Source organism: Streptomyces sp. TSRI0107 (assembly GCF_001905845.1).
GTDB lineage: Bacteria > Actinomycetota > Actinomycetes > Streptomycetales > Streptomycetaceae > Streptomyces.
Genome location: NZ_LIVZ01000003.1, coordinates 523,954 through 547,059 on the forward strand (window position 1 = coordinate 523,954; position 23,106 = coordinate 547,059).

Genomic DNA, 23,106 nt, shown 5'->3' on the forward strand with positions numbered 1-23,106 from the left:
GGAGCCGACAGTGAGCAGCACAGCGGGCAGCAGGGTCGTGGTGACGGGCGCCACCGGCAACGTCGGCACCAGCGTGGTGCGCCTCCTGTCGGAGGATCCGATGGTCGGCTCGGTGCGGGGACTGGCCCGCCGGACACCGCAGTGGGCGCCGGAGAAGACGGAGTGGTCGGCGGTCGATCTGTCCTCGGACCGGGCCGACCTGGTGAGCGAGTTCCGCGGCGCGGACGCCGTCATCCATCTGGCCTGGGCGTTCCAGCCGACGCACGATCCGGCGCGGACCTGGCGGACGAACGTGCTCGGCGGCATCCGGGTCTTCGACGCGGTGGCCGCGGCCGGGGTGCGGACGCTGGTGCACGCCTCCTCGGTCGGCACCTACTCGCCGGGCCCCAAGGACCAGACGGTGGACGAGTCCTGGCCGACGCACGGCTGGCCGGACGCCGCCTACTGCCGGGAGAAGGCCTATCTGGAGCGGACCCTGGACACCTTCGAGCGGGACCATCCGGACACCCGGGTGGTGCGGATGCGTCCGGCTTTCCTGTTCAAGCGGGAGTCGGCGAGCGAGCAGCGCCGGATCTTCGGCGGCCGGTTCCTGCCGGGGCCGCTGGCGCGCCCCGAGCTGCTGCCGTTCCTGCCGGACATCCCCGGACTGCGGGTGCAGGCGCTGCACACCGACGACGCCGCCGAGGCATACCGGCTGGCCCTCTGGTCGGACGTCCGGGGCGCGTTCAACCTCGCCGCGGATCCGCCCGTGGACGCCGAGCTGCTGGGCGGGATGCTGAACACCCGGCCGGTACGGATGCCGCGCACCGCGGCGCGCTCGGCGATCGCCGCCGCGTGGGGCCTGCGGCTGCTGCCCGCGTCCCCGCATCTGTTCGACGCGGTGCTCAGGCTGCCGCTGATGGACTGCTCCCGCGCGCAGGCCGAGCTCGGCTGGCAGCCGACCCGTACGGCCACCGAGGTGCTGGAGGAGTTCCTGCAGGGCCTCCAGCAGGGGGCGGGGGCGGACACCGAACCACTGCGCGGGCGCAAGGTCGGGTGAGCCGCCCGGCCCCCGCTCAGGCGGGCGACTCCTCCGGTCCCGGGTGCTCGGGGTGCACGGTGTCGGCGCGCTGGTCGCCTCGCCGGCCGGTGCCCGCCTCGTCGGTGTCCGGGACGTCCGCGGACGCGGCGTCGTCCTCGGTGCGGTGCGTGCTCTCCGGTCCCGACGGCCCCATGGGCACGTCCCACGGGTCCTCTTCCTCGCTCACCTGCTGGTCGGGCAGGTCCCGGCCCACGGGCCCGGTGCCCCGGCCCGACTCTTCGTCCCGGCGCTCGTCCACGGCGTACTCCTCTCGGCTCGGGCTTCTCGAGCGCCACGCGAGTACCCGCCCGGCACGCGCCGAAATCCCCGCTCAGCGCGGTGCCCGCTCCTCCAGCACGGCCCGCCAGGCCGGTGCGGGGCCCTGCGGGGCGGGCTCGGGGCGGCGGCCGCCGCGGGCGAAGAAGTCGGCGAGCGGCAGGATGGCGGCGCCGACGGTGACCGCGTCCGGACCGAGCCGTCCCAGGTCGATGGTGACCTGCTCGGCCGGGTGCCGCAGGGCGTACGCCTTGGCGTGCGCGCGTACGGCGGGCAGGAACCCGGCGCCGAGCTGGAGTCCGGCCCAGCCGCCGATCAGGATCCGCTCGGGCTGGAAGAGGTTGATCAGGTCGGACAGGCCCGCCCCCAGGTACTCGGCGGTCTCCTCCAGCACGGCGAGCGCGGCGGCGTCGGCCGTGCCGCCGTCGGCCGGGTAGGCGGCGGCGAGCATCGCGGTCAGCGCGGTCTCCTCGTCGGTGCCCTCGGGCGGCCGGCCGCCCTCCTCGCGCCAGCGCTCCAGCAGCGACTCGGCGCCCGCGTAGGCCTCCAGGCAGCCGAGCGCCCCGCAGCGGCAGCGGCGGCCGCGGACCCGTACGGTCAGATGGCCCCACTCGACGGCCCGTCCGTGCTCCACCTCGGGGGTGACCAGGCAGGCGCCGACGCCGGAGCCGAACAGCACCACGACCGCGTTGCGGGCGCCGCGTCCGCCGCCGAACCACATCTCGGCCTGGCCGAGGGTGCGGGCGCCGTTGTCGATGAACCAGCGGACGGTGCCGGGGAGCCCGGAGCCGGTACGGAGCAGTTCCTCCAGCGGGACGGCGTCCCAGCCGATCGTCTGGCCGTGCACCACGGCGCCGCGCTCCGGGGTGCGCTCGACGATGCCGGGTACGCCTATGCCGACGCCGAGCAGCCGCTCGGGGTCGACGCCGGCGCTCTCGGTGACCTCGGCGACGCCGTCGCGGATGTGGCCGACGATCACGTCGACGTCGTAGCGCCGCTGGCCCAGGGGGCGTTCGGCGCGGGCGAGTTCGGTGAGGGCCAGGTCGAACAGCTCGATCCGCACCCGGGTCTCGCCGACGTCGACGCCGATCATGTGGGCGCTGCCGGGGGCCACGCGCAGCAGGGTGCGGGGCCGGCCGCCGTCGGAGTCGACGCTGCCGGCCTCCTCGACCAGGCCGTCCGCGACGAGGTCGGCGACCACGTTGCTGACCGAACCGGAGCTGAGTCCCGTCGCCGGGCCCAGCTCGAAGCGGCTGAGCGGCCCGTCGAAGTAGAGCCGTTGCAGCACCGCCGTCCGGTTGGCCCGCCTGAGGTCGCGTACCGTCCGCCCGTTCCGCTCCGCCATGTGGCTCCTCCCGAACCCGTCCCCGCCTGCGCCTCATATTACTCAGCCACTTAATTAATGGGCTGAGCGAAGCGGGACGTTCCGCTTCCCGGCATGTGTCCAGCGTGTCGAGCCACGCGGCGGCGGCCGCCTCGTCGGCACCCGGGGCGCGTTCCCGGTACAGGGTACGGAACGCCTCGCGCACGCCCGGGGCCATGCGGGCGCCGTCGCCGCAGACGTACACGCGCCCGACGGCGAGCCGGCACGTCATAAATCGATGGCACACCCATTCATCAGCCGCCTACCCTGGACCCCGCGAAACCTAGACCCCCTAGCTTTCGGTTCGTCTACAGGAGGCACCCCGTGCGACCGCTGACCGAGAAGGACATCCGCGGTTCCTTCGTCAACTGCTCCAAGGGCGAGGCCAAGCGCCTGCCCGTCCCCCGGGACCTCGACGAACGCCCCTGGGACGATCTCGACTTCCTGGGCTGGCGGGATTCCGGGGCGCCCGACCGCAGCTATCTGGTCGTCGAGCGCGACGGGCGCCCGGTCGGCGTCACCCTGCGCTTCCCGCCCCCGCAGCGCGGTTTCCTCCAGCGCAGCATGTGCGGCCTGTGCCTGACCGGCCATCCGCGTGGCGGGGTCTCCCTGATGACCGCCCGCAAGGCGGGGGCCGCCGGCCGCGAGGGCAACTCGGTCGGCCTGTACATGTGCACGGACCTCGCCTGCTCGCTCTACGTGCGGGGCAAGAAGGTGCCGGAGAGCGGTGCCCGGTTCGAGGAGAGCCTGACGCTGGAGGAGCAGATCGCCCGCATGACCGGCAATCTTTTCGCCTTCCTGGACAAGCTGAACGCCTGAACGAACCCATGTGGGACGTTCGACGTCCACAGTGACGGGGAACAGCGCAAGGGATGCGAGATGTACGTGAGTGGCCGGGTCCTGTCGTGCGATGGGTGCAGCGGCGTCGTGACCCGGTGGTCGTCCAGTCCCTGCGCTCGACGTTCGCCGCGACCGTCGCATACGTCATCGCGCTGCGGCTGAGCCCCGAGGCGGCCCCGCTCACCGCGCCGCTGACCGCCCTGCTGGTCGTCCAGGTCACCCTCTACGCCACCATCACCAACGGCATCCGCCGGGTGAACTCCGTCGTGGCGGGGGTGCTGGTCGCCATCGCCTTCAGTCTGCTGGTGGGTCTGACCTGGTGGAGCCTGGCGCTGGTGATCATGGTGGCACTGGCGGTGGGCCATCTGGTGCGGGTCGACGAGTACGTGGCGGAGGTGGCGATCAGCGCGATGCTGGTCCTCGGTGTCACCGCCGTCGGGGAGTACGCGTGGGCGCGGGTGCTGGAGACACTGATCGGCGCGGTCGTGGGGCTCGCCTGCAATGTGCTGCTGCCGCCGCCCGTGTGGGTGGGCGAGGCGGGCGAGTCGATCGAGGGGCTGGCCCGCCGGATGCGGCAGCTGATGCTGCGGGTCGGCGAGGAGGCGGCGGGCCGCACCCCGGTGGAGCGGGCGGCCGAGCGGCTGCACGAGGCCCGCCGGCTGGACCACGACATCGTGCAGGTGGACGCGGCGCTGCGGCAGGCCGAGGACAGCCTGCGGCTCAACCCCAGGGTGCGCGAGGGGCTGCTGCACCGGATCGTGCTGCGCACCGGCCTGGACACGCTGGAGATCTGCACGGTCGTGCTGCGGGTGATCGCGCGCTCCCTCACCGACCTGGCGAAGGAGCGGGAGCCGGAGCCGCTGTTCGAGCCGGGGACCGGCGCCGTGGTGGAGCAGCTGCTGGCCGAGATCGCGGACGCGATCGTCAGCTTCTCGGTGCTGGTCACCACCCATGTCAGCACCAACGCCGAGTCGGCCGAGGAGCGGCTTGCCGCCGAGTTGCACCGGGCGGCGGCCACTCGGGACAAGCTGGCCGGCATGCTGCTGGAGGAGGTGCGCCGCGACCCTCGGCAGTGGCAGCTGTACGGCGCGGTGCTGGCCGAGGCGAACCGCATCATCGACGAGCTGGACATCGAGCACCGCTCGCGCCGGCTGCTGGAGGAGCTGGACCGCAGCACCCGGGAGCAGCGCGAACGCCGGCCGTGGCTGACCCGGCTGCGGGACCGGGCGCGCATCACCCGTCGGCGGCTGCGGGACCGGCTGGCCGCGGCCCGCCGCCGCACCACATGAGACGGTGGGGCGGCAGCGGAACACCGGCCGGCGAACCGAGGGGGACATCGATGGGCTTCAGCAGGCGCCGCTTCCTGGGCACGCTCGCCGCGCTCCCCGCGGCGGCCGCCTGCTCGTCCGCGCCGGGAGCGGAGGGCGACGCGCCCGGGGGCCGGCCGGGCACGCCGGGCAAGGCATCCCGCCGGCCGTCCCCGTCCCCGCCCGCGTCCGCGTCCCGGTCCGGTCCCCGGCCGCTGTACCTGGGCACGTACACCTCCGCCGAGGGCGGCGGCACCGGCATCGCGGTGGCCTCGTACGACCCGGCGACCGGCCGTGTGAGCGCGGCCGGCACGCTCACCGGGGTGGCCGATCCGTCGTATCTCGCCGCGCATCCGAACGGGCGCGTCGTGTACGCGGTGAGCGAGCGGGCGGACGGCGCGGTGACCGCCGTACGGCTCGCCGACCGGAAAATACTCGGGAGCCGGAGCACCGGCGGCGCGGGCCCGTGCCATCTGTCGGTGCACCCCGGCGGCCACTGGCTGCTCAGCGCGAACTACGCCTCGGGCAGCGTGGCCGTGCACCCGATCGACGCCTCGGGCGCGCCGGGCGAGCGCACCGACCTCGTCACGCACTCGCGTCCCGCGCCCGGGCCGGGGCAGGACGGGCCGCACGCCCACCAGATCCTCACCAGCCCCGACGGCGGCCATGTCCTCGCCGTGGACCTCGGCACCGACACGGTGTACACGTACCGCCTCGACGAGCAAAAGGGCACGCTCACGGAGGTCGCGCGGGCCCGCACCCGGCCGGGCGCCGGTCCGCGTCACCTGACCTTCCATCCCGGCGGCCGGTACGCGTATCTGGCCAACGAGGTCGACGACACGGTCGCGGTCTGCGCCTACGACCCGGACAGCGGCCGCCTGGACATCGGCGAGGGGCAGTCCACGGGCGCGGACGGCGATGTCACCAACTATCCGGCGCAGATCCTGGTCACCGCGGACGGCGCGTACGCGTTTCTCGCCAACCGCGGGCACGACAGTCTGGCCCGGTACGCGGTGGAGGAGGACGGGGCGCGGCTGCGGCTGCTCGGCACGGTGCCGGTGGCGGGGGACTTCCCGCGGCAGATCGCCTTCTCGCCGGACGGGCGGCTGCTGTTCACGGCGAACCAGCGGTCCGGCACGGTCTCCGTCTTCCACGTGGACGGCGCGAGCGGCGGGCTGCGGCTCGCGGGCGAGCCGTACGCCTCACCCGTCGCCGTCTGCGCGCTGCCGCTGTAGCGTGCGCGGGCAGTTCGCGGCGCTCGCCTGGGACAGCAGCACGTGCATCCGCTCGGTGAGCTGCGCGACGTCGTCGGCGGGCCGGTGGAAGGCCAGCCGTACGTCGCCGTGGGCGCGGCGGCGTTCGATGCGCAGGGTCAGCCCGTGCCGGTCGACGGCGAGCGGCTGCACCCGCAGGGCGCCGTGCAGGCTGCCCGGCTCGACGAGCCGGGTGAGCCGCTCGACGGCGTCGGGGTGGGCGTCGGCCAGGTGGGTCAGCAGCCGGGCCTCGGCCGTGGCCAGCGGGTCGGGGGCGGCCGTGGCGAACTCGTCGAGGTCGATCAGGTCGAGGCCCGCGGTGCGGTGCAGCATGACGCGACTGGCCTGGAAGACGAGGTCGCCGTCCCGGACGGTGAACCAGCCGGCGAGCGACAGCCGGGCGCGGATCCGGTTGCGCAGCGGGACGGGGGCGACGTCGGCGAACTCCAGGACGGCGGACGGCTCGCCGCGCGGCGCGCAGATCGCGGCGGCGAGCAGGGCGCTGTCGTCGGACACGTGCAGGATCACTCTGCCGTCCTCGGTCACGGTGTGCGCGCCGACCAGCTCCTCGCGGACACCCTCCGCGGACACCGCGCACGACCACGCGGCGGCCAGCACCGACCGGGCACGCTCCGCCGCGGCGGGCACGGCCGCCCAGACGTGGCCGTCTCCCATCCCGTCACCCATCCGAATCCTCCTTAGGTAAGCCTCACCTAACCTACCGAAGATCGGGGTGTACGCCAACCACGCGTGGCAAAGCCGTGGATCACCGGCGCGTCGGCGGAGCGCGTGGTTCAGGCCGCTCCGGTCCAGTGCGCCGGGCGGGTCACCGAGCGCGGCAGCCGGGTGCCCGGCCCGCCGCGGGCCGCGTTCACCTGCGGCTGGGTCAGGAAGAAGGCGCCGGTGAGATCGGCGTCGGTGAGGTCGGCGTCCCGCAGATCGGCGCCGATCAGATCCGCGCCCCGCAGGTCGGCGCCGGTCAGGTCGGCGGCGATCAGCCAGGCGCCGCGGAGGCTGGCACCCCGCAGGTCGGCGCCCTTGAGGCGGGCGCCCATCAGATCCGCGCCCCGGCGGTCCTTCTTACGCCCGCGCGTCCCCGCCCGCGCCAGCTCGCTGGTCTTCAGCAGGAGCACGTTGACCTCCTGCCGGTGCGCGGCGACGTCCAGCGCCGCGATCTCCTCGGGACTCTGCCGGGTCAGCTCCTCGGTCCGCTCCCGCAGGCGGCGCAGCTCGGCGTGGAGCGGACGGGCGGCGGGCAGGGTCAGGGCCTCGGTGAGGTACCAGAGCAGTTCGTGCAGTTGGCGGACGACGGGGAAGACCTCGAACATCCGGCGGGAGTGCTCGCGGGACCCGGCGCGCCAGTCCTCGCCGCCGAAGACGACCTGGGACACCTTCTGCCCGGCGCCGAAGCAGTCGTAGACCGTGCAGCCGGTGAATCCCTTGTTCCGCAGCCGGTCGTGGATGCCGCACCGGTGGTCGTCCCGGAGGTTGGGGCACGGCTCGCCGGCCGCCTTGTCCCGGGCGAAGTCCGCCGAGGCGGCGAAGGGCAGGGCGACGCAGCACAGGCCGAAGCAGCTGCCGCAGTCGCCGCGCAGCTCGGCCAGGTCGCCTTCGTGATCACGCATGCGCTCCACCCTAGACGGGCGCCCGGAGCGAAAACTCACCGACGAGTTTCCGCCGGTGTGGGGGTCCTCTCATCCAACGGAAAACATCCTCGGCTACTACGGAGACAGCAGCCGACCCACGGTCGCATCGAGGAGACGCCATGTGCAGCCACCAGCCGCCCTGCCCCACCTCCGACAGCCCGGACCACTGCCTGGCCGTGACCGTCTCGGCCCATCCCGAACAGGGCTGGACCCTGCTGTGCAACGGCACCATCGTCTTCGACGACACCGGTGAGCTGCTGCCGGACGGCCGGGTGGTCCGGCCCCACCGCGCCACCGGCGCCCTGACGGGCGCGCTCTGACGCCGGGTCGGCGGAAGAACGGTTCGAGCGGGAACGGCTCAGCGCGGGAACAGCTCGAACGCCACCGCCGGCCTCCCGCCGAACCGCTCCCCCGCCTCCGCGGTGGTCGTGGCCAGGAACTCCCGGACGTACGTCTCGGGGTCCTGGTCCGTCAGCGCCTCTATGTACGCGCGGTGCTCCAGCAGGGAGCGCACCGCCGCCTCCAGTCCCGCCGTCGCCTCCACGGCGTGGGTGGGCGTGGCGGAACCCGCGACGGCGACCCAGCGCACCCCGTCCCACGGCTGGAGGCCCTGCTCGGCCAGTTCGGGGAAGATCCAGCGGTTCCCGGCGTCGCCGGCCGCGTCCAGGGTGGCGCGGCCGACGGCGACATGGTCCGGGGTGTTCCAGGCGACGCCGCCCCAGGTGTCCCGGTGGTTGAGGGTGATCACCAGCTCGGGCCGGTGCCGGCGGATGGCGGCGGCGATGTCGCGGCGCAGGGCGGTGCCGTACTCGATGACGCCGTCGCGGTGGTCCAGGAACTCCACCGACGACACGCCGACGGCCGCGGCGCTGGCCCGCTGCTCCCGCTCGCGCAGCGGGCCGCACTCGGCCGGGTCCAGCGTGTCGATGCCGGCCTCGCCTCGGCTGGCGAGGACGTAGGCGACGTCCCGGCCGGCCGCCGTCCACTGGGCGATGGCGGCGGAGCAGCCGTACTCGAGGTCGTCCGGGTGTGCCACGACCGCGAGGGCGCGGGTCCAGTCCTCGGGCATCGGCGTCAGCTGGGTGATCTCTGTCATGGCTCGCAGAGTAGCGAAGGAGAGCCCCGCGCCCCGGGGCGTTCGCTCAGGCCTCGTCTCGCGCCAGGGCCAGGAGCCGGTCCAGCACGCGCGGGCCTCCCGCTCGCACCCCGTCGTGCTCGAACTCGTCCGTCACCCAGGTGCGCAGGCCCCTGATCCCCCGCGCGGTCTCCAGGGAGTGGGCCGTGTCCACGTACATGTCGTCGTGGTAGATCGCCGCCGCGACCGGCACCTCGTTCGCGGCGAGCCGGGCGGGGTCGTACAGCGGTGTCCAGTCGGTGCGGGCGGCGAGGAGTCCGGCGGTCTCGCGCAGGGGGCGCAGCGCCGGGTCGGTCTCGAACATCCAGGGGTAGACGCACTCCCCGGTGAACAGCAGCGGCCCGTCGCCCGCGAGCGCCTTGGCCGCGTCGAACTGCGGGAACTCGGCGCGCACCCGCTCGGCGGCCCAGGCGGTGGGGCGCTCGTCCTGGCTGTAGATCGCCTCGTGGACGAGGGCGTACAGGGGGTGTCCGGCGTACGACAGCAGGCCCTGCGCCTCCTCCTGGAAGGCGTCGGACAGCGCCGGGCCCTGCGGGGTGCGGACGAAGGCGTGCTCCAGCAGGAAGTGCAGGCGGTGGCTGCCCTCGCTGCCGCCGAGGAGGATGCCGAGGGACTGGAAGGCCTCGACGGTGAGCCGGTAGCCGTTCGGCAGGACCACGTCGTGGCTCAGCAGGTGGTCGGCGATCCGGCGGGCCCGCTCGACGTCCTGCGGGTAGCGGGCGTAGTGCGCGGCGACCTTGCGTTCGATGCGCGGGTAGGCGGCCCGGTAGACGTCGTCGGCGTGGGCGTCCAGGGACGGCAGTCCGCCGGTGACGACGGCGGCGGCCAGGCCCTCCGGGGCGGTGGAGAGGTAGTTCACCGTGCAGAAGCCGCCGAAGCTCTGGCCGAGGACGGTCCAGGGCGCGCCGCCGGTGACCTCACGGCGGATCAGCTCGCAGTCCTTCACGATCGCGTCCGCGCGGAACCGGGCGAGGTAGTCGGCCTGCTCGGCGGGGCCTCCGCGCAGCGGGAGGGTCTGGCGGTTGGCCGGTGTGGAGTGGCCGGTTCCGCGCTGGTCGAGCAGGAGGACGCGGTACTCCTTCAGGGCGCGGCCGAGCCAGGCCTGCCTGCCGACGAACCGGTTCGCGCCGAAGCCGGGGCCGCCCTGGAGGTAGAGCAGCCAGGGCAGGTCCTGGTGCGCCTTGTCGCCGGCGACGACCTCCCGCGCGTAGAGCTCGATCGTCTCCCCCGCCGGGTCGGCGTGGTCGAGGGGCACGGTGAAGCGGCGGTCGGTGAGGACGACGCCGGGCTGGCGGTAGCTGACGCTCAACGGGTCTCCCGGTGCGGACGGCGATGGTGATCGCGTCCCAGTTCAGCACATGTCCGGCGGCCGGGCGGGGGCGGGGATCAAGAGCTGTTGCTGAACGCCGGTTCAGCGGGGATCAAGAGCCGTTGCTGAACGACGGTTCAGCGGGCCCGGGTCCTCGCGAACGCGCGGCCGCCGACCGGCCGTTCAGCGCCCGGCCAGGCTGGAGCGGCGGACCACGAGCTCCGGCTGGAGGACGACCCGGCGGTGTTCGTGCGGGCGGCGGCCGGTGTCCGTCTCGGTCTCCTCCAGCAGCAGCTCGGCGGCGAGGGCGCCCATGGTGACGGCGGGCTGCCGTACCGAGGTGAGCGGGACCGCCGCGGCGGCGGCGAACTCGATGTCGTCGTAGCCGACGATGGCGAGCTCGTCCGGCACGCTCACCCCGGCCGCGTACATGGCCTGGAGCACGCCGAGGGCGAGCAGGTCGTTGGCGCAGAACACGGCGGTCGGCCGGTCGGTGAGGCCGAGGAGGCGGGCGCCGGCGTCCCGGCCCGCGGCGACGTCGAGGCGTTCGGTGGGCAGCTCCCGCAGCGCCTCCGGTCCGAGGCCCGCCTCAGCGAGCGCGGTCAGCGCGCCGGTGCGGCGGTCGCGGACCTGGTTCAGGCCGGGCGGCCCGCTGACGTACGCGACGGACCGGTGCCCGGCGTCGACGAGATGCCGTACGGCGAGCGCGCCGCCCGCCACGTCGTCGACGGAGACCGAGCATTCGGTGGTGCCCTCGGCGACCCGGTCGACCAGCACGAACGGGATGCCGTGGCGGCGGAAGGCACCGATGTTCCGCCCGGTCGCGTCGGCCGGGGTGAGCAACACGCCGCGCACCCGCTGCTCGGCGAAGAGGGACAGGTACTCGGCCTCCTCGCCGGGGTTCTGGGCGCTGTTGCAGACCATCACGCCGAGCCCCGCCTCGCGGGCGGCGCGCTCGGCGCCGCGTGCGACGTCGACGAAGAACGGGTTGCCCATGTCGAGCACGAGCAGCCCCATGATCCGGCTGCGGCCCGCGCGCAGCTGACGGGCGGACTCGCTGCGGACGTAGCCGAGCCGGTCGATCGCGGACAGCACGCGCGCCCGGGTCTCGGTGGCGACCGTGTCCGGGCGGTTGATGACGTTCGAGACCGTGCCCACGGAGACTCCGGCGGCGCGGGCGACGTCCTTGATACCCACCGACTGGGCCATCAGGCAGGGACCTCCATGGAGACGAGGGGCGGCGGGAAGGCCTTCACATTACCGTCATGCCGCCGCCCCGGAGCGGCCTCGGTCAGGCGGGCAGGCGGAAGTCGGCGACGCGGAGCGCCGACGGGGTCGTACCGCTGGACTTCTCCTGGTACATGACGGACAGCACACCGTCCTGCGCGATCCGTGTCTCGTCGACGACCACCTCGCCGAAGGCGTCGAGCCCCGCGCCGTCGTACAGCTGACGCCAGTCGCCGTACCCGGAGGCGGCGGAGGCCGCCGCGATCCTGCCGTACGGGAGGACGGCGTACGCGTTGTCGTACCCGTCCAGGACCAGCTTGGTGCGCTGGCTGGAGTTCAGCGGGACGGGGATCTCCGTCTTCCGCCAGCTGCCGGAGGCATCGCGGCGCACGTGGAAGGCGCGGCCGTTCGCGGTGCGGTCGGCGACGTAGTCCGTGGTGCACTGGCCGAAGCGGCCGGGCACGTAGGAGATGATCGCGTGTGGCCGGCCGGCCGAGTCGGTGGCCTGGCTCTCCTGGTTCATCAGGGAGTGATCGGGGTTCAGCGGGTCCACGACCAGACCCGCGTCGGTCACGGAGACCCGGTCGGAGCCCCCGGTGACGCCGACGACCGCGCCCTGGCCGTTGCGCCAGGTACGGCCCCGGTCGTCGGAGTACACGTAGCCGGTGTCGTGGTTGGTGATCCCGCCGCTCGCGCACATCACCGCGCCGTTCTGCTCCCGCCAGGTGAAGAAGGCGTGCAGCCGGCCGTGGCGGTCGTAGTCGATGCCGTGCAGGTACATGTTGCGGGCGGTGGACGAGCCGTGCTCGCTGGTGTACGTGCCGGTCGAGCCGGTCCACTCCCCCAGCGCCGTCCACCTGGTGCCGTCGTACTCGGCGAGGGCGTTGCGTCCGTTGCCGGAGACGCCGGCGCGGTAGCTGAGCTGGAGCCGGCCCTCGGGGGTGGCGACGAACTGCGGGTAGGTGAACCGGGAGGTGAGGGCGAGCCCGTCGAGTGTGCTCTGGGGCGCGCCGAAGCGGCTCGCGGTCCAGCTGGTGCCGGACGGGTCGTCCAGGAGTCCGGCGGCGGACTTCACGTAGGTGAACCCGTCGCTGTGGGAGTCCATGTTGAGGTGCAGCCGGCCGTCGGTCTTCGAGACGCCCATGGAGATGACGTTGTGGGAGTCGTCGTAGCGCAGCGTGTGGCCGGCCTCGACCGTCTGCCAGGTGCCGGAGCCGAGGGCGCGGCGGCCGACGACGGCGTTGCGGTCGGCGGTGTACCAGACGGCGTACTGGTGGCCCTTGTAGGTCAGCAGGCCGTTCTTCTGGAAGGAGTTGTTGTTGACCAGGCCGTCGTAGGACACGAAGTAGATCGCCCGGCTGTCCAGGGTGGTGGTTCCCGCCGGGGTGAGCGAGGGGCCGGGGCCGGCGGCCCGCGCGACGCCGGGGGCGGCGGCCGCGGCGGCCGCCAGGGCGGAGGCGAGCACGGTACGTCTTCTCATCCGGGAGCTCCAGGTCAGGCGAGGTGGAAGACCTCGGTGAGCGGCTTCATGGATTCGTCGGGCCGGGCCCCGTCCGGCGACTCGAAGAAGGGGGCCATCTCCGCCTGCCAGCGGGCGTTGACGTCCGTGGCCTCCATACCGGCGAGGGCGGCCTGGAAGTCCTCGGTCTCCAGGTAGCCGACGAGCAGGCCGTCGTCGCGCAGGAAGAGCGAGTAGTTGTGCCAGCCGGTGGCGGAGAGGGCGTCGAGCATCTCCGGCCACACGGCGGCGTGGCGTTCGCGGTACTCGGCGATCTTGTCCTGGCGGACCTTGAGCAGGAAGCAGACGCGCTGCATGAAGTACCAGCTCCCAAGAGGCGAAGGGACTCAGAAGTCGTAGTCGTCGATGTTCTCGGCGTCGAACACGGTCGGCTTGCCCAGGCTGATCACGCCGTCCTTGCCGATGGTGTACTCGCCCATGCCGCCGGCGGTGAAGGTCTCGCCCTCCTTGCCGGTGATCTGCCCGGAGGCCAGGGCGACGGCGGTGCGGGCGGCCAGTTCGCCGAGCTTGGCCGGGTCCCACAGCTCGAACGCCTCGACGGTGCCGTTCTTGACGTACTTGCGCATGTCGTTCGGGGTGCCGAGGCCGGTCAGCTTGACCTTGCCCTTGTACTTGGAGCCCGACAGGTACTGGGCGGCGGCCTTGATGCCGACGGTGGTCGGGGAGATGATCCCCTTCAGGTCCGGGTACTCCTGGAGCAGGCCCTGGGTCTGCTGGAAGGACTGCTGGGCGTCGTCGTTGCCGTACGCGACCTTCACCAGCTTCATGTCCTTGTACTTCGGATTCTTGAGCTCGTCCTTCATGAACTCGATCCAGGTGTTCTGGTTGGTCGCGGTCTGCGCGGCGGACAGGATCGCGATCTCGCCCTTGTAGCCGATCTGCTCGGCGAGCAGCTGCACCTCGGTGCGGCCCAGGTCCTCGGCGGACGCCTGCGAGATGAAGGCGTTGCGGCAATCCGGCTTGGTGTCGGAGTCGTAGGTGACGACCTTGATGTCGTTGCTCATGGCCTGCTTCAGCGCGGTGCACAGGGCACCCGGGTCCTGCGCCGAGACGGCCATCGCGTCGACCTGCTGCTGGGTGAGCGTGTTGACGTAGGAGACCTGCCCGGAGGTGTCGGTGGCACTGGACGGCCCGACCTCCTTGTAGCTGGAGCCCAGCTCCTTCAGCGCCTTCTCGCCGCCCTTGTCGGCGGTGGTGAAGTACGGGTTGTTCACCTGCTTCGGCAGGAACCCGACGGTGAGGCCCTTCTTCAGCTCGGCGTTCGGGTCCGCCTTGCCGGCGGTGGCGGCGGAACCGCCCTCGTTCGCGACGTCCTTCTTGGTGGTGCCGCCGCAGGCGGTGAGCGCCAGGGCGAGCGAGGTGGCGGTGGCGAGCGCCGCGCAGCTGCGGCGGAGGGCTGTCTTACGCATGGCTGTCGTCCTTTACGAGGAAGGGCTGGTCATGAGGTGGGAGTCGAGGCGGCTCTGCGGCCCGCCCTCGCTGTGGAGATCTGACGTACGACCCGGGGGCCGAGCACGGAGAGAACGAGCAGGACGCCGGTGACGACGATCTGCGACTGGGCCGAGACGTCCTGGAGGCTCATCACGTTCTGCAACGCCCCCAGCAGGAACACCCCGGCGATCGCACCGCCCAGCGTGCCCTTGCCGCCGTCGAAGTCGATGCCGCCGAGCAACACGGCCGCGACGACGGACAGTTCGAGCCCCGTCGCGTTGTCGTAGCGCGCGCTGGCGTAGTGCAGAGCCCAGAACACACCGGTGAGCGAGGCCATCAGGCCCGTCAGCGTGAACAGGATCAGCTTCTGCCGCTTGACCCGGATCCCGGCGAACCGCGCGGCCTCCTCGCTCGCCCCGATCGCGAACAGCGACCGCCCGAACGGCGTGGCGTGCAGCGCGATCACGGCGATCGCCAGCAGCACCAGGAACGGCAGGAACGCGTACGGGACGAACGTGTCGCCGATGCGGCCGGCCGCGAAGTCCAGGTACTGCGCGGGGAAGTCGGTCACGGCGTCGGAGCCGAGCACGATCTGCGCGATGCCCCGGTAGGCGGCGAGGGTGCCGATGGTCACGGCGAGGGACGGCAGCCCGAGCCTGGTCACGAGCAGGCCGTTGATCAGACCGCAGACCACGCCGAGCAGCAGACACAGCGGGATGATCGCCTCGATCGCCATGCCCTGGTTCCACAGCGCTCCCATCACCGCGCCGGACAGCCCGGCCGTGGAGGCGACGGAGAGGTCGATCTCGCCGGAGACGACGAGCAGGGTCATCGGCAGGGCGATCAGCGCGATGGGCAGGGTGTTGCCGATCAGGAACGACAGGTTCAGCGCGTTGCCGAAGCCGTCGACGAAGGAGAACGAGAACAGCAGCAGGACGATCAGGAGCGCACCGACGGCTGAGTCCCACCTCTTCAGGGCGGACCAACGGCTCACGCGCGTCAGGGACTCAGGCATGGCGGGCGTTCCTCTTCTTCAGGGCGTTGGCCACCCGCAGCGCGACGACGCGGTCGACCGCGATGGCGAGGATGAGCAGGATGCCGTTGATGGCGAGCACCCAGACCGAACTGACGCCGAGGGCGGGCAGCACACCGTTGACGGAGGTCAGCAGCAGCGCTCCGAGGGCCGCGCCGTAGACGCTGCCGGAGCCGCCGGTGAAGACCACTCCGCCGACGACGACCGCGCTGACGACGGTGAGTTCGTAGCCGTTGCCGGTGCCGGAGTCGACGTTGCCGAACCGGGCCAGGTACAGGGCGCCCGCGAGGCCGGCGAGGGCGCCGCAGAAGGTGTACGCGGCGAGGATCCGCTTGCGCACGGGGATGCCGGCGAGCCGGGCGGCCTCGGGGTTGGAGCCGAGCGCGTACAGCTCGCGGCCGCTGCCGAAGTGCTTGAGGTAGTACGCGGTCGCCACCAGCACGGCGAGCGCGATCAGCGCGAGGTACGGCACGGCGGAGACGCCGCCGGAGCCGAAGTCGACGAAGCCGCCGGGCAGGTCGGCCGCGGTGATCTGCCGGGAGCCGACCCAGATGGAGTCGATGCCCCGGATGACGTAGAGCGTGCCGAGGGTGACGACGAGCGCGGGCACCTGGCCGAGGCTGACCAGCAGTCCGTTGAGCAGTCCGAATCCGACGCCCGTCAGCACGGCGAGGAGGACGGCCACCGCGGAGTTCCCGCCGCCCTGGAGGTACGTTCCGGCGGCGAAGGCGCTGATGCCCAGGGTCGACCCGACCGACAGGTCGACGTTCCGGGTGATCACCACCAGGGACTGGCCGGTGGCGACCAGGACCAGGATGGTGGCGTTCAGCAGCAGGTCCTTGATGCCCTGCTCGGACAGGAACTCGCTGTTGCCGGCCTGGGTGACGGCGATCATCACCAGGAGGACGAGCAGGATGGCGAGCTCGCGCATCTTGAAGACGCGGTCGACCAGACGGGTGCCGCTCGACTTGGGCACGTCCGTCACGGGAGCTGGCTGAGGGGTGGTCACCGTCACGCGGCGGCCCTCCCGGTGGCTGCGGCCATCACGGTGGCTGCGGCCATCACGGTGGCTGCGGCCATCACGGTGGCTGCGGCCATCACGGTGGCTGCGGCCATCACGGTTTCCTCGGTGGCGTCGGAGCGCGGGATCTCGGCGGTCAGCCGGCCCTCGTGCATCACCAGCACGCGGTCGGCCATGCCGAGGATCTCGGGCAGGTCGGAGGAGATCATCAGGACGGCCACGCCGTCGGCGGCGAGCTGCGACAGCAGGCGGTGCACCTCGGCCTTCGTGCCGACGTCGATGCCGCGGGTGGGCTCGTCGACGATCAGCACCTTGGGCCGGGTGGCGAGCCACTTGGCGAGGACGACCTTCTGCTGGTTGCCGCCGGACAGGGTGGAGACGGCGTCGGCGATCCGGGCGTACTTCACCTGGAGCCTGACCGCCCAGTCCAGGGAGCGGCTGCGTTCGGCGCCCCGGTCCATCAGGCCGGCCCGGACCGTCGTACGCAGGCCGGTGAGGCCGATGTTGCGCTCGATGGACATGTCCATCAGCAGGCCCTGGGCGCGGCGGTCCTCGGGGACGAGGGCGAGCCCGGCGGCCATGGCGGTGGAGGGGGCGCCGTTGGCCAGGGCCCTGCCGTCGACGGTGACCTCTCCGGCGTCCCGGCGGTCGACGCCGAAGACGGCGCGGGCGACCTCGGTGCGGCCGGCGCCGACCAGTCCGGCGAGGCCGACGATCTCGCCGCGCCGCACCTCGAAGGAGACGTCGGTGAAGACGCCCTCGCGGGTCAGCCGGCGCACGCTGAGCGCGACCTCGCCGGGTGCCACGTCCTGCTTCGGATACAGCTCGTCGAGGTCGCGGCCGACCATCCGGCGCACCAGGTCGTCCTCGGTCATGCCGGCGAGGGGTTCACTGGCGATCCAGGCGCCGTCGCGCAGGGTGGTGACCTTCTGGCAGATCTCGAAGATCTCCTCCAGCCGGTGCGAGATGAACAGGACGGCGGCGCCCTGTTCCCTGAGGGTGCGGACGACGCCGAAGAGGCGGGCGACCTCGCTGCCGGTGAGCGCGGCGGTCGGCTCGTCCATGATCAGGACGCGGGCGTCGAAGGAGAGCGCCTTGGCGATCTCCACGATCTGCTGGTCCGCGATGGACAGTCCGCGGGCCGGGCGGTCGGGGTCGAGGTCGACGCCGAGGCGCCGCATCAGGGCGGCGGTGGCGGCGTGGGTGGCCTTGTGGTCGATGCGGCCGAGGGCGCGCCGCGGCCGGCGGCCCATGAAGATGTTCTCGGCGATCGACAGGTCGGGGAAGAGCGTGGGCTCCTGGTAGATCACGGCGATTCCGGCGTCGCGGGCGTCGCCGGGGCCGTGGAAGACGACGGGCGCGCCGTCGAGCAGCACCTGGCCGGCGTCCGGCCGGTGCACTCCGGCGAGCGTCTTGATGAGGGTCGACTTGCCCGCGCCGTTCTCGCCGGCGAGGGCGTGTACCTCGCCGGGGAACAGCTCCAGGGACACGTCCCGCAGGGCGCGTACGGCGCCGAAGGACTTGGAGATGCCCTGGAGCGCGAGCACCGGGGTCGGCCCCGTGTCGGACGGGTGGGTCATGGGGGCTCCTCGACGACGCGTGGGATCGGCGAGGCGGTCCGCACGGCGTCGTGAAAGGTTTCAACTGGGTTGCCGGGACGTTAGGCAGGCCGGGCTTGTCACGTCAATGGGGCAGTGTCGAAAAAATTTCGATAGTCGAAGGTCACGGCGGGGTCACGACGAGCAGGGTTGGTCAGAGCGCTTGACACCCCTTCGGGTGGCTCATAGCTTGCCGTTCTGAATCGTTTCATTGAATCCGTAGCAGCAACCCGTGTAGCAACAGGAGCCCAGCAGTGACCGATGTCGCCGCGGTGAAGGCCGCGCTCAGGACCCAGGCCGTCGAGACGCCGTCGTGGGCGTACGGGAACTCCGGGACCCGTTTCAAGGTGTTCGCCCAGCAGGGCGTGCCCCGCGATCCGCGCGAGAAGCTGGACGACGCGGCGAAGGTGCACGAGTTCACGGGCGTCGCCCCGACCGTGGCCCTGCACATCCCGTGGGACAAGGTCGACGACTACGCGGCGCTCGCCGGGCACGCCGCGGAGCGCGGCCTGCGGCTGGGCGCGATCAACTCCAACACCTTCCAGGACGACGACTACAGGCTGGGCAGCATCTGCCACCCCGACGCGGCGGTGCGGCGCAAGGCCGTCGGCCATCTGCTGGAGTGCGTCGACATCATGGACGCGACGGGCTCCAAGGACCTGAAGCTGTGGTTCGCCGACGGCACGAACTACCCCGGGCAGGACGACATCCGCGCCCGCCAGGACCGGCTCGCCGAGGGGCTGGCCGAGGTGTACGAACGGCTCGGCGACGGGCAGCGGATGCTGCTGGAGTACAAGTTCTTCGAGCCGGCGTTCTACACGACGGACGTGCCGGACTGGGGCACGGCGTACGCGCACTGCCTGAAGCTCGGGCCGAAGGCGCAGGTCGTCGTCGACACCGGGCACCACGCGCCCGGCACCAACATCGAGTTCATCGTCGCGACCCTGCTGCGCGAGGGGAAGCTCGGCGGGTTCGACTTCAACTCGCGGTTCTACGCCGACGACGACCTGATGGTGGGTGCGGCGGATCCCTTCCAGCTGTTCCGGATCATGTACGAGGTGGTCCGGGGCGGGGGGTTCACGCCCGAGGTCGCGTTCATGCTCGACCAGTGCCACAACATCGAGGCGAAGATCCCGGCGATCATCCGGTCGGTGATGAACGTGCAGGAGGCCACGGCGAAGGCGCTGCTCGTGGACGGTGACGCGCTGGCCGCCGCGCAGGCCTCCGGCGATGTGCTGGAGGCCAACGCGGTGCTGATGGACGCGTACAACACGGATGTGCGGCCGTTGCTGCGGGAGCTGCGGGAGGAGATGGGGCTGGACCCCGATCCGGTCGCGGCTTATCGGAAGTCCGGGTGGGCCGAGAAGATCGTCGCCGAGCGGGTCGGTGGGCAGCAGGCCGGTTGGGGGGCGTGAGCGTCATCGTCTGCCGGGTTCCGTGATCTTCGGACTGCGGGCCGTACGTGGCTGGTCGCGCAGTTCCCCGCGCCCCTGAGGGCGTCGCCGTCTCTCCCTTCTGAAAAGGACTGAACAGTCATGGCCACTCATCCTGAAGCCGCCGCTCTGCTCGCCCGTTCGCACCGGCTCGGTTCCGACCCGCGCAACACCAACTACGCCGGCGGGAACGCATCGGCGAAAGGCACCGACACCGACCCCGTGACGGGGGGTGATGTGGAGCTGATGTGGGTGAAGGGGTCCGGCGGGGACCTCGGGACGCTCACCGAGGCGGGGCTGGCCGTGCTGCGGCTGGACCGGCTGCGGGCGCTCGTCGACGTGTACCCCGGTGTGGATCGCGAGGACGAGATGGTCGCCGCGTTCGACTACTGCCTGCACGGCAAGGGCGGGGCGGCCCCGTCGATCGACACCGCGATGCACGGCCTGGTCGACGCCGCGCACGTCGACCATCTGCACCCCGACTCCGGGATCGCGCTGGCCTGCGCAGCCGACGGGGAGAAGCTGACCGCCGAGTGTTTCGGGGACAGCGTGGTGTGGGTGCCGTGGCGGCGGCCCGGGTTCCAGCTGGGCCTGGACATCGCGGCCGTCAAGGAGGCCAACCCGCAGGCCGTCGGGTGTGTGCTCGGCGGGCACGGGATCACGGCGTGGGGCGACACCGCGGAGGAGTGCGAGCGGAACTCGCTGCACATCATCCGCACCGCGGAGGCGTTCCTCGCGGAGCGCGGCAAGGCGGAGCCGTTCGGGCCCGTGATCGAGGGCTACGAGGCGCTGGGCGAGGCCGAGCGGCGGGAGCGGGCGGCGGCGCTGGCGCCGTACGTGCGGGCCGTCGCCTCGCAGGACAGGCCGCAGGTCGGGCACTTCACCGACAGCGACGTGGTGCTGGACTTCCTGGCCCGCGCCGAGCACCCGAGGCTCGCCGCGCTCGGCACGTCCTGCCCCGACCACTTCCTGCGCACCAAGGTCCGTCCGCTGGTCCTCGACGTGCCGCCGACGGCGCCGCTCCAGGAGGCGGTCGCGCGGCTGAAGGAGCTGCACGCCGAGTACCGCGAGGAGTACGCCGCCTACTACGACCGGCACGCCGAGCCCGGCTCCCCCGCCATGCGCGGCGCCGACCCGGCGATCGTGCTGATCCCCGGTGTGGGCATGTTCAGCTTCGGCAAGGACAAGCAGACCGCCCGGGTGGCGGGCGAGTTCTACGTCAACGCCATCAATGTGATGCGGGGCGCCGAGGCGGTCTCGACGTACGCGCCGATCGAGGAGTCGGAGAAGTTCCGCATCGAGTACTGGGCGCTGGAGGAGGCCAAGCTCCAGCGGATGCCGAAGCCGAAGCCGCTCGCGACGCGGGTGGCGCTGGTGACCGGTGCGGGCAGCGGGATCGGCAGGGCGATCGCGCACCGGCTGGTCGCCGAGGGCGCGTGCGTCGTCGTCGCCGATCTGAACGCGGAGAACGCGGCGGCCGTGGCCGAGGAGCTGGGCGGGCCGGACAAGGCCGTCGCCGTGACCGTGGACGTGACCTCGGAGGAGCAGATCGCCGAGGCGTTCCGGGCGGGCGTGCTGGCGTTCGGCGGGGTGGACCTGGTGGTCAACAACGCCGGGATCTCCATCTCCAAGCCGCTGCTGGAGACCTCCGCGAAGGACTGGGACCTCCAGCACGACATCATGGCCCGCGGTTCCTTCCTGGTGTCGCGGGAGGCGGCCCGGGTGATGACCGCGCAGGGGCTCGGCGGTGACATCGTCTACATCGCCAGCAAGAACGCCGTGTTCGCCGGTCCCAACAACATCGCCTATTCCGCGACCAAGGCCGACCAGGCGCACCAGGTGCGGCTCCTCGCCGCCGAGCTCGGCGAGCACGGCATCCGCGTCAACGGCGTCAACCCGGACGGTGTGGTGCGCGGCTCGGGCATCTTCGCCGGCGGCTGGGGCGCCCAGCGGGCCGCCGTGTACGGGGTGCCGGAGGAGAAGCTGGGCGAGTTCTACGCCCAGCGGACGCTGCTGAAGCGCGAGGTGCTGCCGGAGCACGTGGCGAACGCCGTGTTCGCGCTGACCGGCGGGGACCTGACGCACACCACCGGTCTGCACGTCCCGGTCGACGCGGGCGTCGCCGCCGCCTTCCTGCGGTGAGCGCGCTCGTGAAGTCGTACGCCGCGGTCGACCTCGGCGCGTCCAGTGGGCGTGTCATGGTCGGCCGCGTCGGCCGGCACGAACTGGAGCTGACCGAGGCGCACCGCTTCCCCAACCGGCCCGTGCGGCTGCCCGAAGGGCTGCGCTGGGACGTGCTCGGGCTGTACGCCGGGGTGCTGGAGGGGTTGCGGGCGGCCGGCCGGGTGGACTCCGTCGGCATCGACAGCTGGGCCGTGGACTACGGTCTGCTGGACGCGGACGGGGCGCTGCTCGGCAACCCGGTGCACTACCGGGACACGCGCACCGAGGGCATCGCGGAGTCGGTGTGGGCGACCGTGCCGGCGGCCGAGCTGTACGCGGCGACGGGGCTTCAGTACGCCCCGTTCAACACGCTGTACCAGCTGACCGCCGCCCGCTCGTCCGCGCAGTTCGCCCATGCCGAGCGGCTGCTGCTGATCCCGGATCTGATCGCCTACTGGCTGACCGGCGAGCAGGGCACCGAACTGACCAACGCCTCCACCACCCAGCTCGTCGACCCGCGCACCCGCGACTGGTCGTACGACGTGGCGGCGCGGCTCGGCATCGACCTGAGCCTGTTCGCGCCGCTGCGCCGGCCCGGCGATCCGGCGGGCGTGCTGCGCGCGGAGGTGCTGGAGGAGACCGGGCTGAGCGGTCCCGTGCCGGTGACGGCGGTCGGCTCGCACGACACGGCGTCCGCGGTGGCGGCCGTCCCGGCGACCGGTGAGCGGTTCGCGTACATCTGCACCGGCACCTGGTCGCTGGCCGGGCTGGAGCTGACGGCGCCCGTGCTGACCGAGGAGAGCCGCGCCGCCAACTTCACCAACGAGCTGGGGCTGGACGGCACGGTCCGCTATCTGCGGAACATCATGGGCCTGTGGCTGCTCCAGGAGTGCGTACGCGCCTGGGGCGAGCCGGATCTGGGCGAGCTGCTGCGGGCGGCCGCCGTGGTGCCGGCGCTGCGGTCGGTGGTGGACGCGGGGGACGCGGCGTTCCTCGCGCCGGGCCGGATGCCGGAGCGGATCGCCGAGGCGTGCCGGGGGTCGGGGCAGCCGGTGCCCGAGTCGCCCGCCGAGGTCACCCGGTGCATCCTCGACTCGCTCGCGCTCGCCCACCGCCGGGCCGTCGAGGACGCGCAGCGGCTCGCCGGGCACTGCGTCGACGTGGTGCACGTCGTCGGCGGCGGGGTGCGCAACGCGCTGCTGTGCCAGCTGACCGCCGACGCGTGCGGGCTGCCGGTGGTGGCGGGGCCCACCGAGGCGGCGGCGCTCGGCAACGTGCTGGTGCAGGCGCGCGCCCACGAACTGGTCGGCGACCGCGCCGACATGCGCCGGCTGCTCACCCGCACCCAGCCGCTCACCCGCTACGAACCGCGCGGCGACACCGCCCGCTGGCGCGCGGCCCAGGACCGGCTCGCCGCGCGCTGACCGCCGGCCGCCCCGGCCCGCCCTCCCCCGGCGGGCCGGGGCCGGGCCTGCTGCCGTCCCCGTCACCC

Annotated in this window: 21 protein-coding genes; 8 read left to right on the forward strand and 13 right to left on the reverse strand. The window is 72.6% G+C overall.

The window, feature by feature from the left end:
* Nucleotides 1-10: 10 nt before the first annotated feature.
* Entirely contained in the window at nucleotides 11-1,039 is a 1,029-nt protein-coding gene (locus tag AMK31_RS09315) for an SDR family oxidoreductase (RefSeq protein WP_073939912.1), read from the forward strand.
* A 16-nt stretch (nucleotides 1,040-1,055) separates the two neighbouring features.
* On the opposite strand, the gene AMK31_RS09320 is transcribed toward AMK31_RS09315, so the two are convergent.
* A complete protein-coding gene (locus tag AMK31_RS09320) occupies nucleotides 1,056-1,319 on the reverse strand; it encodes a hypothetical protein (RefSeq protein WP_073939913.1) in 264 nt (87 codons plus the stop codon).
* Between the two features lie 72 nt (nucleotides 1,320-1,391).
* Nucleotides 1,392-2,681: an ROK family transcriptional regulator gene (locus AMK31_RS09325; RefSeq protein ID WP_073939914.1), complete on the reverse strand. Its 1,290-nt coding sequence runs from the start codon at nucleotides 2,679-2,681 to the stop codon at nucleotides 1,392-1,394.
* A gap of 342 nt (nucleotides 2,682-3,023) precedes the next feature.
* Between AMK31_RS09325 and AMK31_RS09330 the strand changes: the two genes are divergently transcribed.
* Genes AMK31_RS09330 through AMK31_RS09340 form a run of 3 tightly spaced genes read left to right on the forward strand, consistent with a single transcriptional unit; the run spans nucleotide 3,024 to nucleotide 6,081 of the window.
* Nucleotides 3,024-3,518, forward strand: a complete 495-nt coding sequence (locus tag AMK31_RS09330) for an FBP domain-containing protein (protein WP_073939915.1) — start codon at nucleotides 3,024-3,026, stop codon at nucleotides 3,516-3,518.
* A gap of 53 nt (nucleotides 3,519-3,571) precedes the next feature.
* Nucleotides 3,572-4,828, forward strand: a complete 1,257-nt coding sequence (locus AMK31_RS09335; protein ID WP_073939916.1) for an FUSC family protein — start codon at nucleotides 3,572-3,574, stop codon at nucleotides 4,826-4,828.
* A gap of 50 nt (nucleotides 4,829-4,878) precedes the next feature.
* Nucleotides 4,879-6,081, forward strand: a complete 1,203-nt coding sequence (locus AMK31_RS09340; RefSeq protein ID WP_079186781.1) for a lactonase family protein — start codon at nucleotides 4,879-4,881, stop codon at nucleotides 6,079-6,081.
* Here AMK31_RS09340 and AMK31_RS09345 read toward each other — a convergent pair.
* Entirely contained in the window at nucleotides 6,049-6,774 is a 726-nt protein-coding gene (locus AMK31_RS09345; RefSeq protein WP_073940136.1) for a DUF2470 domain-containing protein, read from the reverse strand. The two genes, AMK31_RS09340 and AMK31_RS09345, sit on opposite strands and share 33 nt — an antisense overlap.
* 119 nt (nucleotides 6,775-6,893) lie before the next feature.
* Nucleotides 6,894-7,724 (reverse strand): pentapeptide repeat-containing protein, encoded by an 831-nt coding sequence (locus AMK31_RS42070; RefSeq protein WP_073939918.1) that lies wholly within the window; start codon nucleotides 7,722-7,724, stop codon nucleotides 6,894-6,896.
* 140 nt (nucleotides 7,725-7,864) lie between these two features.
* Between AMK31_RS42070 and AMK31_RS09355 the strand changes: the two genes are divergently transcribed.
* Nucleotides 7,865-8,065, forward strand: coding sequence for a DUF5999 family protein (locus AMK31_RS09355; protein ID WP_073939919.1), 201 nt, complete (start codon nucleotides 7,865-7,867; stop codon nucleotides 8,063-8,065).
* A gap of 38 nt (nucleotides 8,066-8,103) precedes the next feature.
* On the opposite strand, the gene AMK31_RS09360 is transcribed toward AMK31_RS09355, so the two are convergent.
* The 9 genes from AMK31_RS09360 to AMK31_RS09400 all read right to left on the reverse strand — a co-directional run bounded on the left by AMK31_RS09360 (nucleotide 8,104) and on the right by AMK31_RS09400 (nucleotide 18,000).
* A complete protein-coding gene (locus AMK31_RS09360) occupies nucleotides 8,104-8,841 on the reverse strand; it encodes a PIG-L deacetylase family protein (protein ID WP_073939920.1) in 738 nt (245 codons plus the stop codon).
* Nucleotides 8,842-8,887: 46 nt separating this feature from the next.
* Complete coding sequence (locus AMK31_RS09365) at nucleotides 8,888-10,189, reverse strand: alpha/beta fold hydrolase (RefSeq protein WP_073939921.1); 1,302 nt, start codon at nucleotides 10,187-10,189, stop codon at nucleotides 8,888-8,890.
* Nucleotides 10,190-10,372: 183 nt separating this feature from the next.
* Complete coding sequence (locus tag AMK31_RS09370) at nucleotides 10,373-11,398, reverse strand: LacI family DNA-binding transcriptional regulator (RefSeq protein ID WP_073939922.1); 1,026 nt, start codon at nucleotides 11,396-11,398, stop codon at nucleotides 10,373-10,375.
* 82 nt (nucleotides 11,399-11,480) lie between these two features.
* Nucleotides 11,481-12,896, reverse strand: coding sequence for a BNR repeat-containing protein (locus AMK31_RS09375; protein ID WP_073939923.1), 1,416 nt, complete (start codon nucleotides 12,894-12,896; stop codon nucleotides 11,481-11,483).
* A gap of 14 nt (nucleotides 12,897-12,910) precedes the next feature.
* Entirely contained in the window at nucleotides 12,911-13,231 is a 321-nt protein-coding gene (locus tag AMK31_RS09380) for an L-rhamnose mutarotase (protein WP_073939924.1), read from the reverse strand.
* A 30-nt stretch (nucleotides 13,232-13,261) separates the two neighbouring features.
* Nucleotides 13,262-14,344, reverse strand: a complete 1,083-nt coding sequence (gene rhaS, locus AMK31_RS09385; RefSeq protein ID WP_073939925.1) for a rhamnose ABC transporter substrate-binding protein — start codon at nucleotides 14,342-14,344, stop codon at nucleotides 13,262-13,264.
* Nucleotides 14,345-14,373: 29 nt separating this feature from the next.
* Nucleotides 14,374-15,381, reverse strand: a complete 1,008-nt coding sequence (locus AMK31_RS09390) for an ABC transporter permease (RefSeq protein WP_073939926.1) — start codon at nucleotides 15,379-15,381, stop codon at nucleotides 14,374-14,376.
* Nucleotides 15,374-16,414 carry an ABC transporter permease gene (locus AMK31_RS09395; RefSeq protein WP_073939927.1) on the reverse strand — a complete coding sequence of 347 codons (1,041 nt, stop codon included), beginning with the start codon at nucleotides 16,412-16,414 and terminating at the stop codon, nucleotides 15,374-15,376. The genes AMK31_RS09390 and AMK31_RS09395 overlap by 8 nt, the downstream gene beginning before the upstream one ends.
* Nucleotides 16,411-18,000 carry a sugar ABC transporter ATP-binding protein gene (locus AMK31_RS09400; RefSeq protein ID WP_385310290.1) on the reverse strand — a complete coding sequence of 530 codons (1,590 nt, stop codon included), beginning with the start codon at nucleotides 17,998-18,000 and terminating at the stop codon, nucleotides 16,411-16,413. The genes AMK31_RS09395 and AMK31_RS09400 overlap by 4 nt, the downstream gene beginning before the upstream one ends.
* A gap of 272 nt (nucleotides 18,001-18,272) precedes the next feature.
* Here AMK31_RS09400 and rhaI point away from each other — a divergent pair, with 272 nt between their 5' ends.
* The 3 genes from rhaI to AMK31_RS09415 all read left to right on the forward strand — a co-directional run bounded on the left by rhaI (nucleotide 18,273) and on the right by AMK31_RS09415 (nucleotide 23,038).
* Nucleotides 18,273-19,433, forward strand: a complete 1,161-nt coding sequence (gene rhaI, locus AMK31_RS09405) for an L-rhamnose isomerase (protein WP_073939928.1) — start codon at nucleotides 18,273-18,275, stop codon at nucleotides 19,431-19,433.
* A 120-nt stretch (nucleotides 19,434-19,553) separates the two neighbouring features.
* Nucleotides 19,554-21,593 carry a bifunctional rhamnulose-1-phosphate aldolase/short-chain dehydrogenase gene (locus tag AMK31_RS09410; RefSeq protein ID WP_073939929.1) on the forward strand — a complete coding sequence of 680 codons (2,040 nt, stop codon included), beginning with the start codon at nucleotides 19,554-19,556 and terminating at the stop codon, nucleotides 21,591-21,593.
* An 8-nt stretch (nucleotides 21,594-21,601) separates the two neighbouring features.
* Nucleotides 21,602-23,038, forward strand: a complete 1,437-nt coding sequence (locus AMK31_RS09415; protein ID WP_073939930.1) for a rhamnulokinase — start codon at nucleotides 21,602-21,604, stop codon at nucleotides 23,036-23,038.
* Nucleotides 23,039-23,106 lie beyond the last annotated feature (68 nt).

What these genes read in the sequence shown, in the direction of transcription:
- rhaS (WP_073939925.1), bottom strand. Translation starts at nt 14,344, where the DNA reads ATGCGTAAGACAGCCCTCCGCCGCAGCTGCGCGGCGCTCGCCACCGCC.
- AMK31_RS09375 (WP_073939923.1), bottom strand. Translation starts at nt 12,896, where the DNA reads ATGAGAAGACGTACCGTGCTCGCCTCCGCCCTGGCGGCCGCCGCGGCC.
- AMK31_RS09390 (WP_073939926.1), bottom strand. Translation starts at nt 15,381, where the DNA reads ATGCCTGAGTCCCTGACGCGCGTGAGCCGTTGGTCCGCCCTGAAGAGG.
- AMK31_RS09360 (WP_073939920.1), bottom strand. Translation starts at nt 8,841, where the DNA reads ATGACAGAGATCACCCAGCTGACGCCGATGCCCGAGGACTGGACCCGC.
- AMK31_RS09410 (WP_073939929.1), top strand. Translation starts at nt 19,554, where the DNA reads ATGGCCACTCATCCTGAAGCCGCCGCTCTGCTCGCCCGTTCGCACCGG.
- AMK31_RS09380 (WP_073939924.1), bottom strand. Translation starts at nt 13,231, where the DNA reads ATGCAGCGCGTCTGCTTCCTGCTCAAGGTCCGCCAGGACAAGATCGCC.
- AMK31_RS09340 (WP_079186781.1), top strand. Translation starts at nt 4,879, where the DNA reads ATGGGCTTCAGCAGGCGCCGCTTCCTGGGCACGCTCGCCGCGCTCCCC.
- AMK31_RS09370 (WP_073939922.1), bottom strand. Translation starts at nt 11,398, where the DNA reads ATGGCCCAGTCGGTGGGTATCAAGGACGTCGCCCGCGCCGCCGGAGTC.
- AMK31_RS09325 (WP_073939914.1), bottom strand. Translation starts at nt 2,681, where the DNA reads ATGGCGGAGCGGAACGGGCGGACGGTACGCGACCTCAGGCGGGCCAAC.
- AMK31_RS09355 (WP_073939919.1), top strand. Translation starts at nt 7,865, where the DNA reads ATGTGCAGCCACCAGCCGCCCTGCCCCACCTCCGACAGCCCGGACCAC.
- AMK31_RS09335 (WP_073939916.1), top strand. Translation starts at nt 3,572, where the DNA reads ATGCGAGATGTACGTGAGTGGCCGGGTCCTGTCGTGCGATGGGTGCAG.
- AMK31_RS09400 (WP_385310290.1), bottom strand. Translation starts at nt 18,000, where the DNA reads ATGACCCACCCGTCCGACACGGGGCCGACCCCGGTGCTCGCGCTCCAG.
- AMK31_RS42070 (WP_073939918.1), bottom strand. Translation starts at nt 7,724, where the DNA reads ATGCGTGATCACGAAGGCGACCTGGCCGAGCTGCGCGGCGACTGCGGC.
- AMK31_RS09345 (WP_073940136.1), bottom strand. Translation starts at nt 6,774, where the DNA reads ATGGGAGACGGCCACGTCTGGGCGGCCGTGCCCGCCGCGGCGGAGCGT.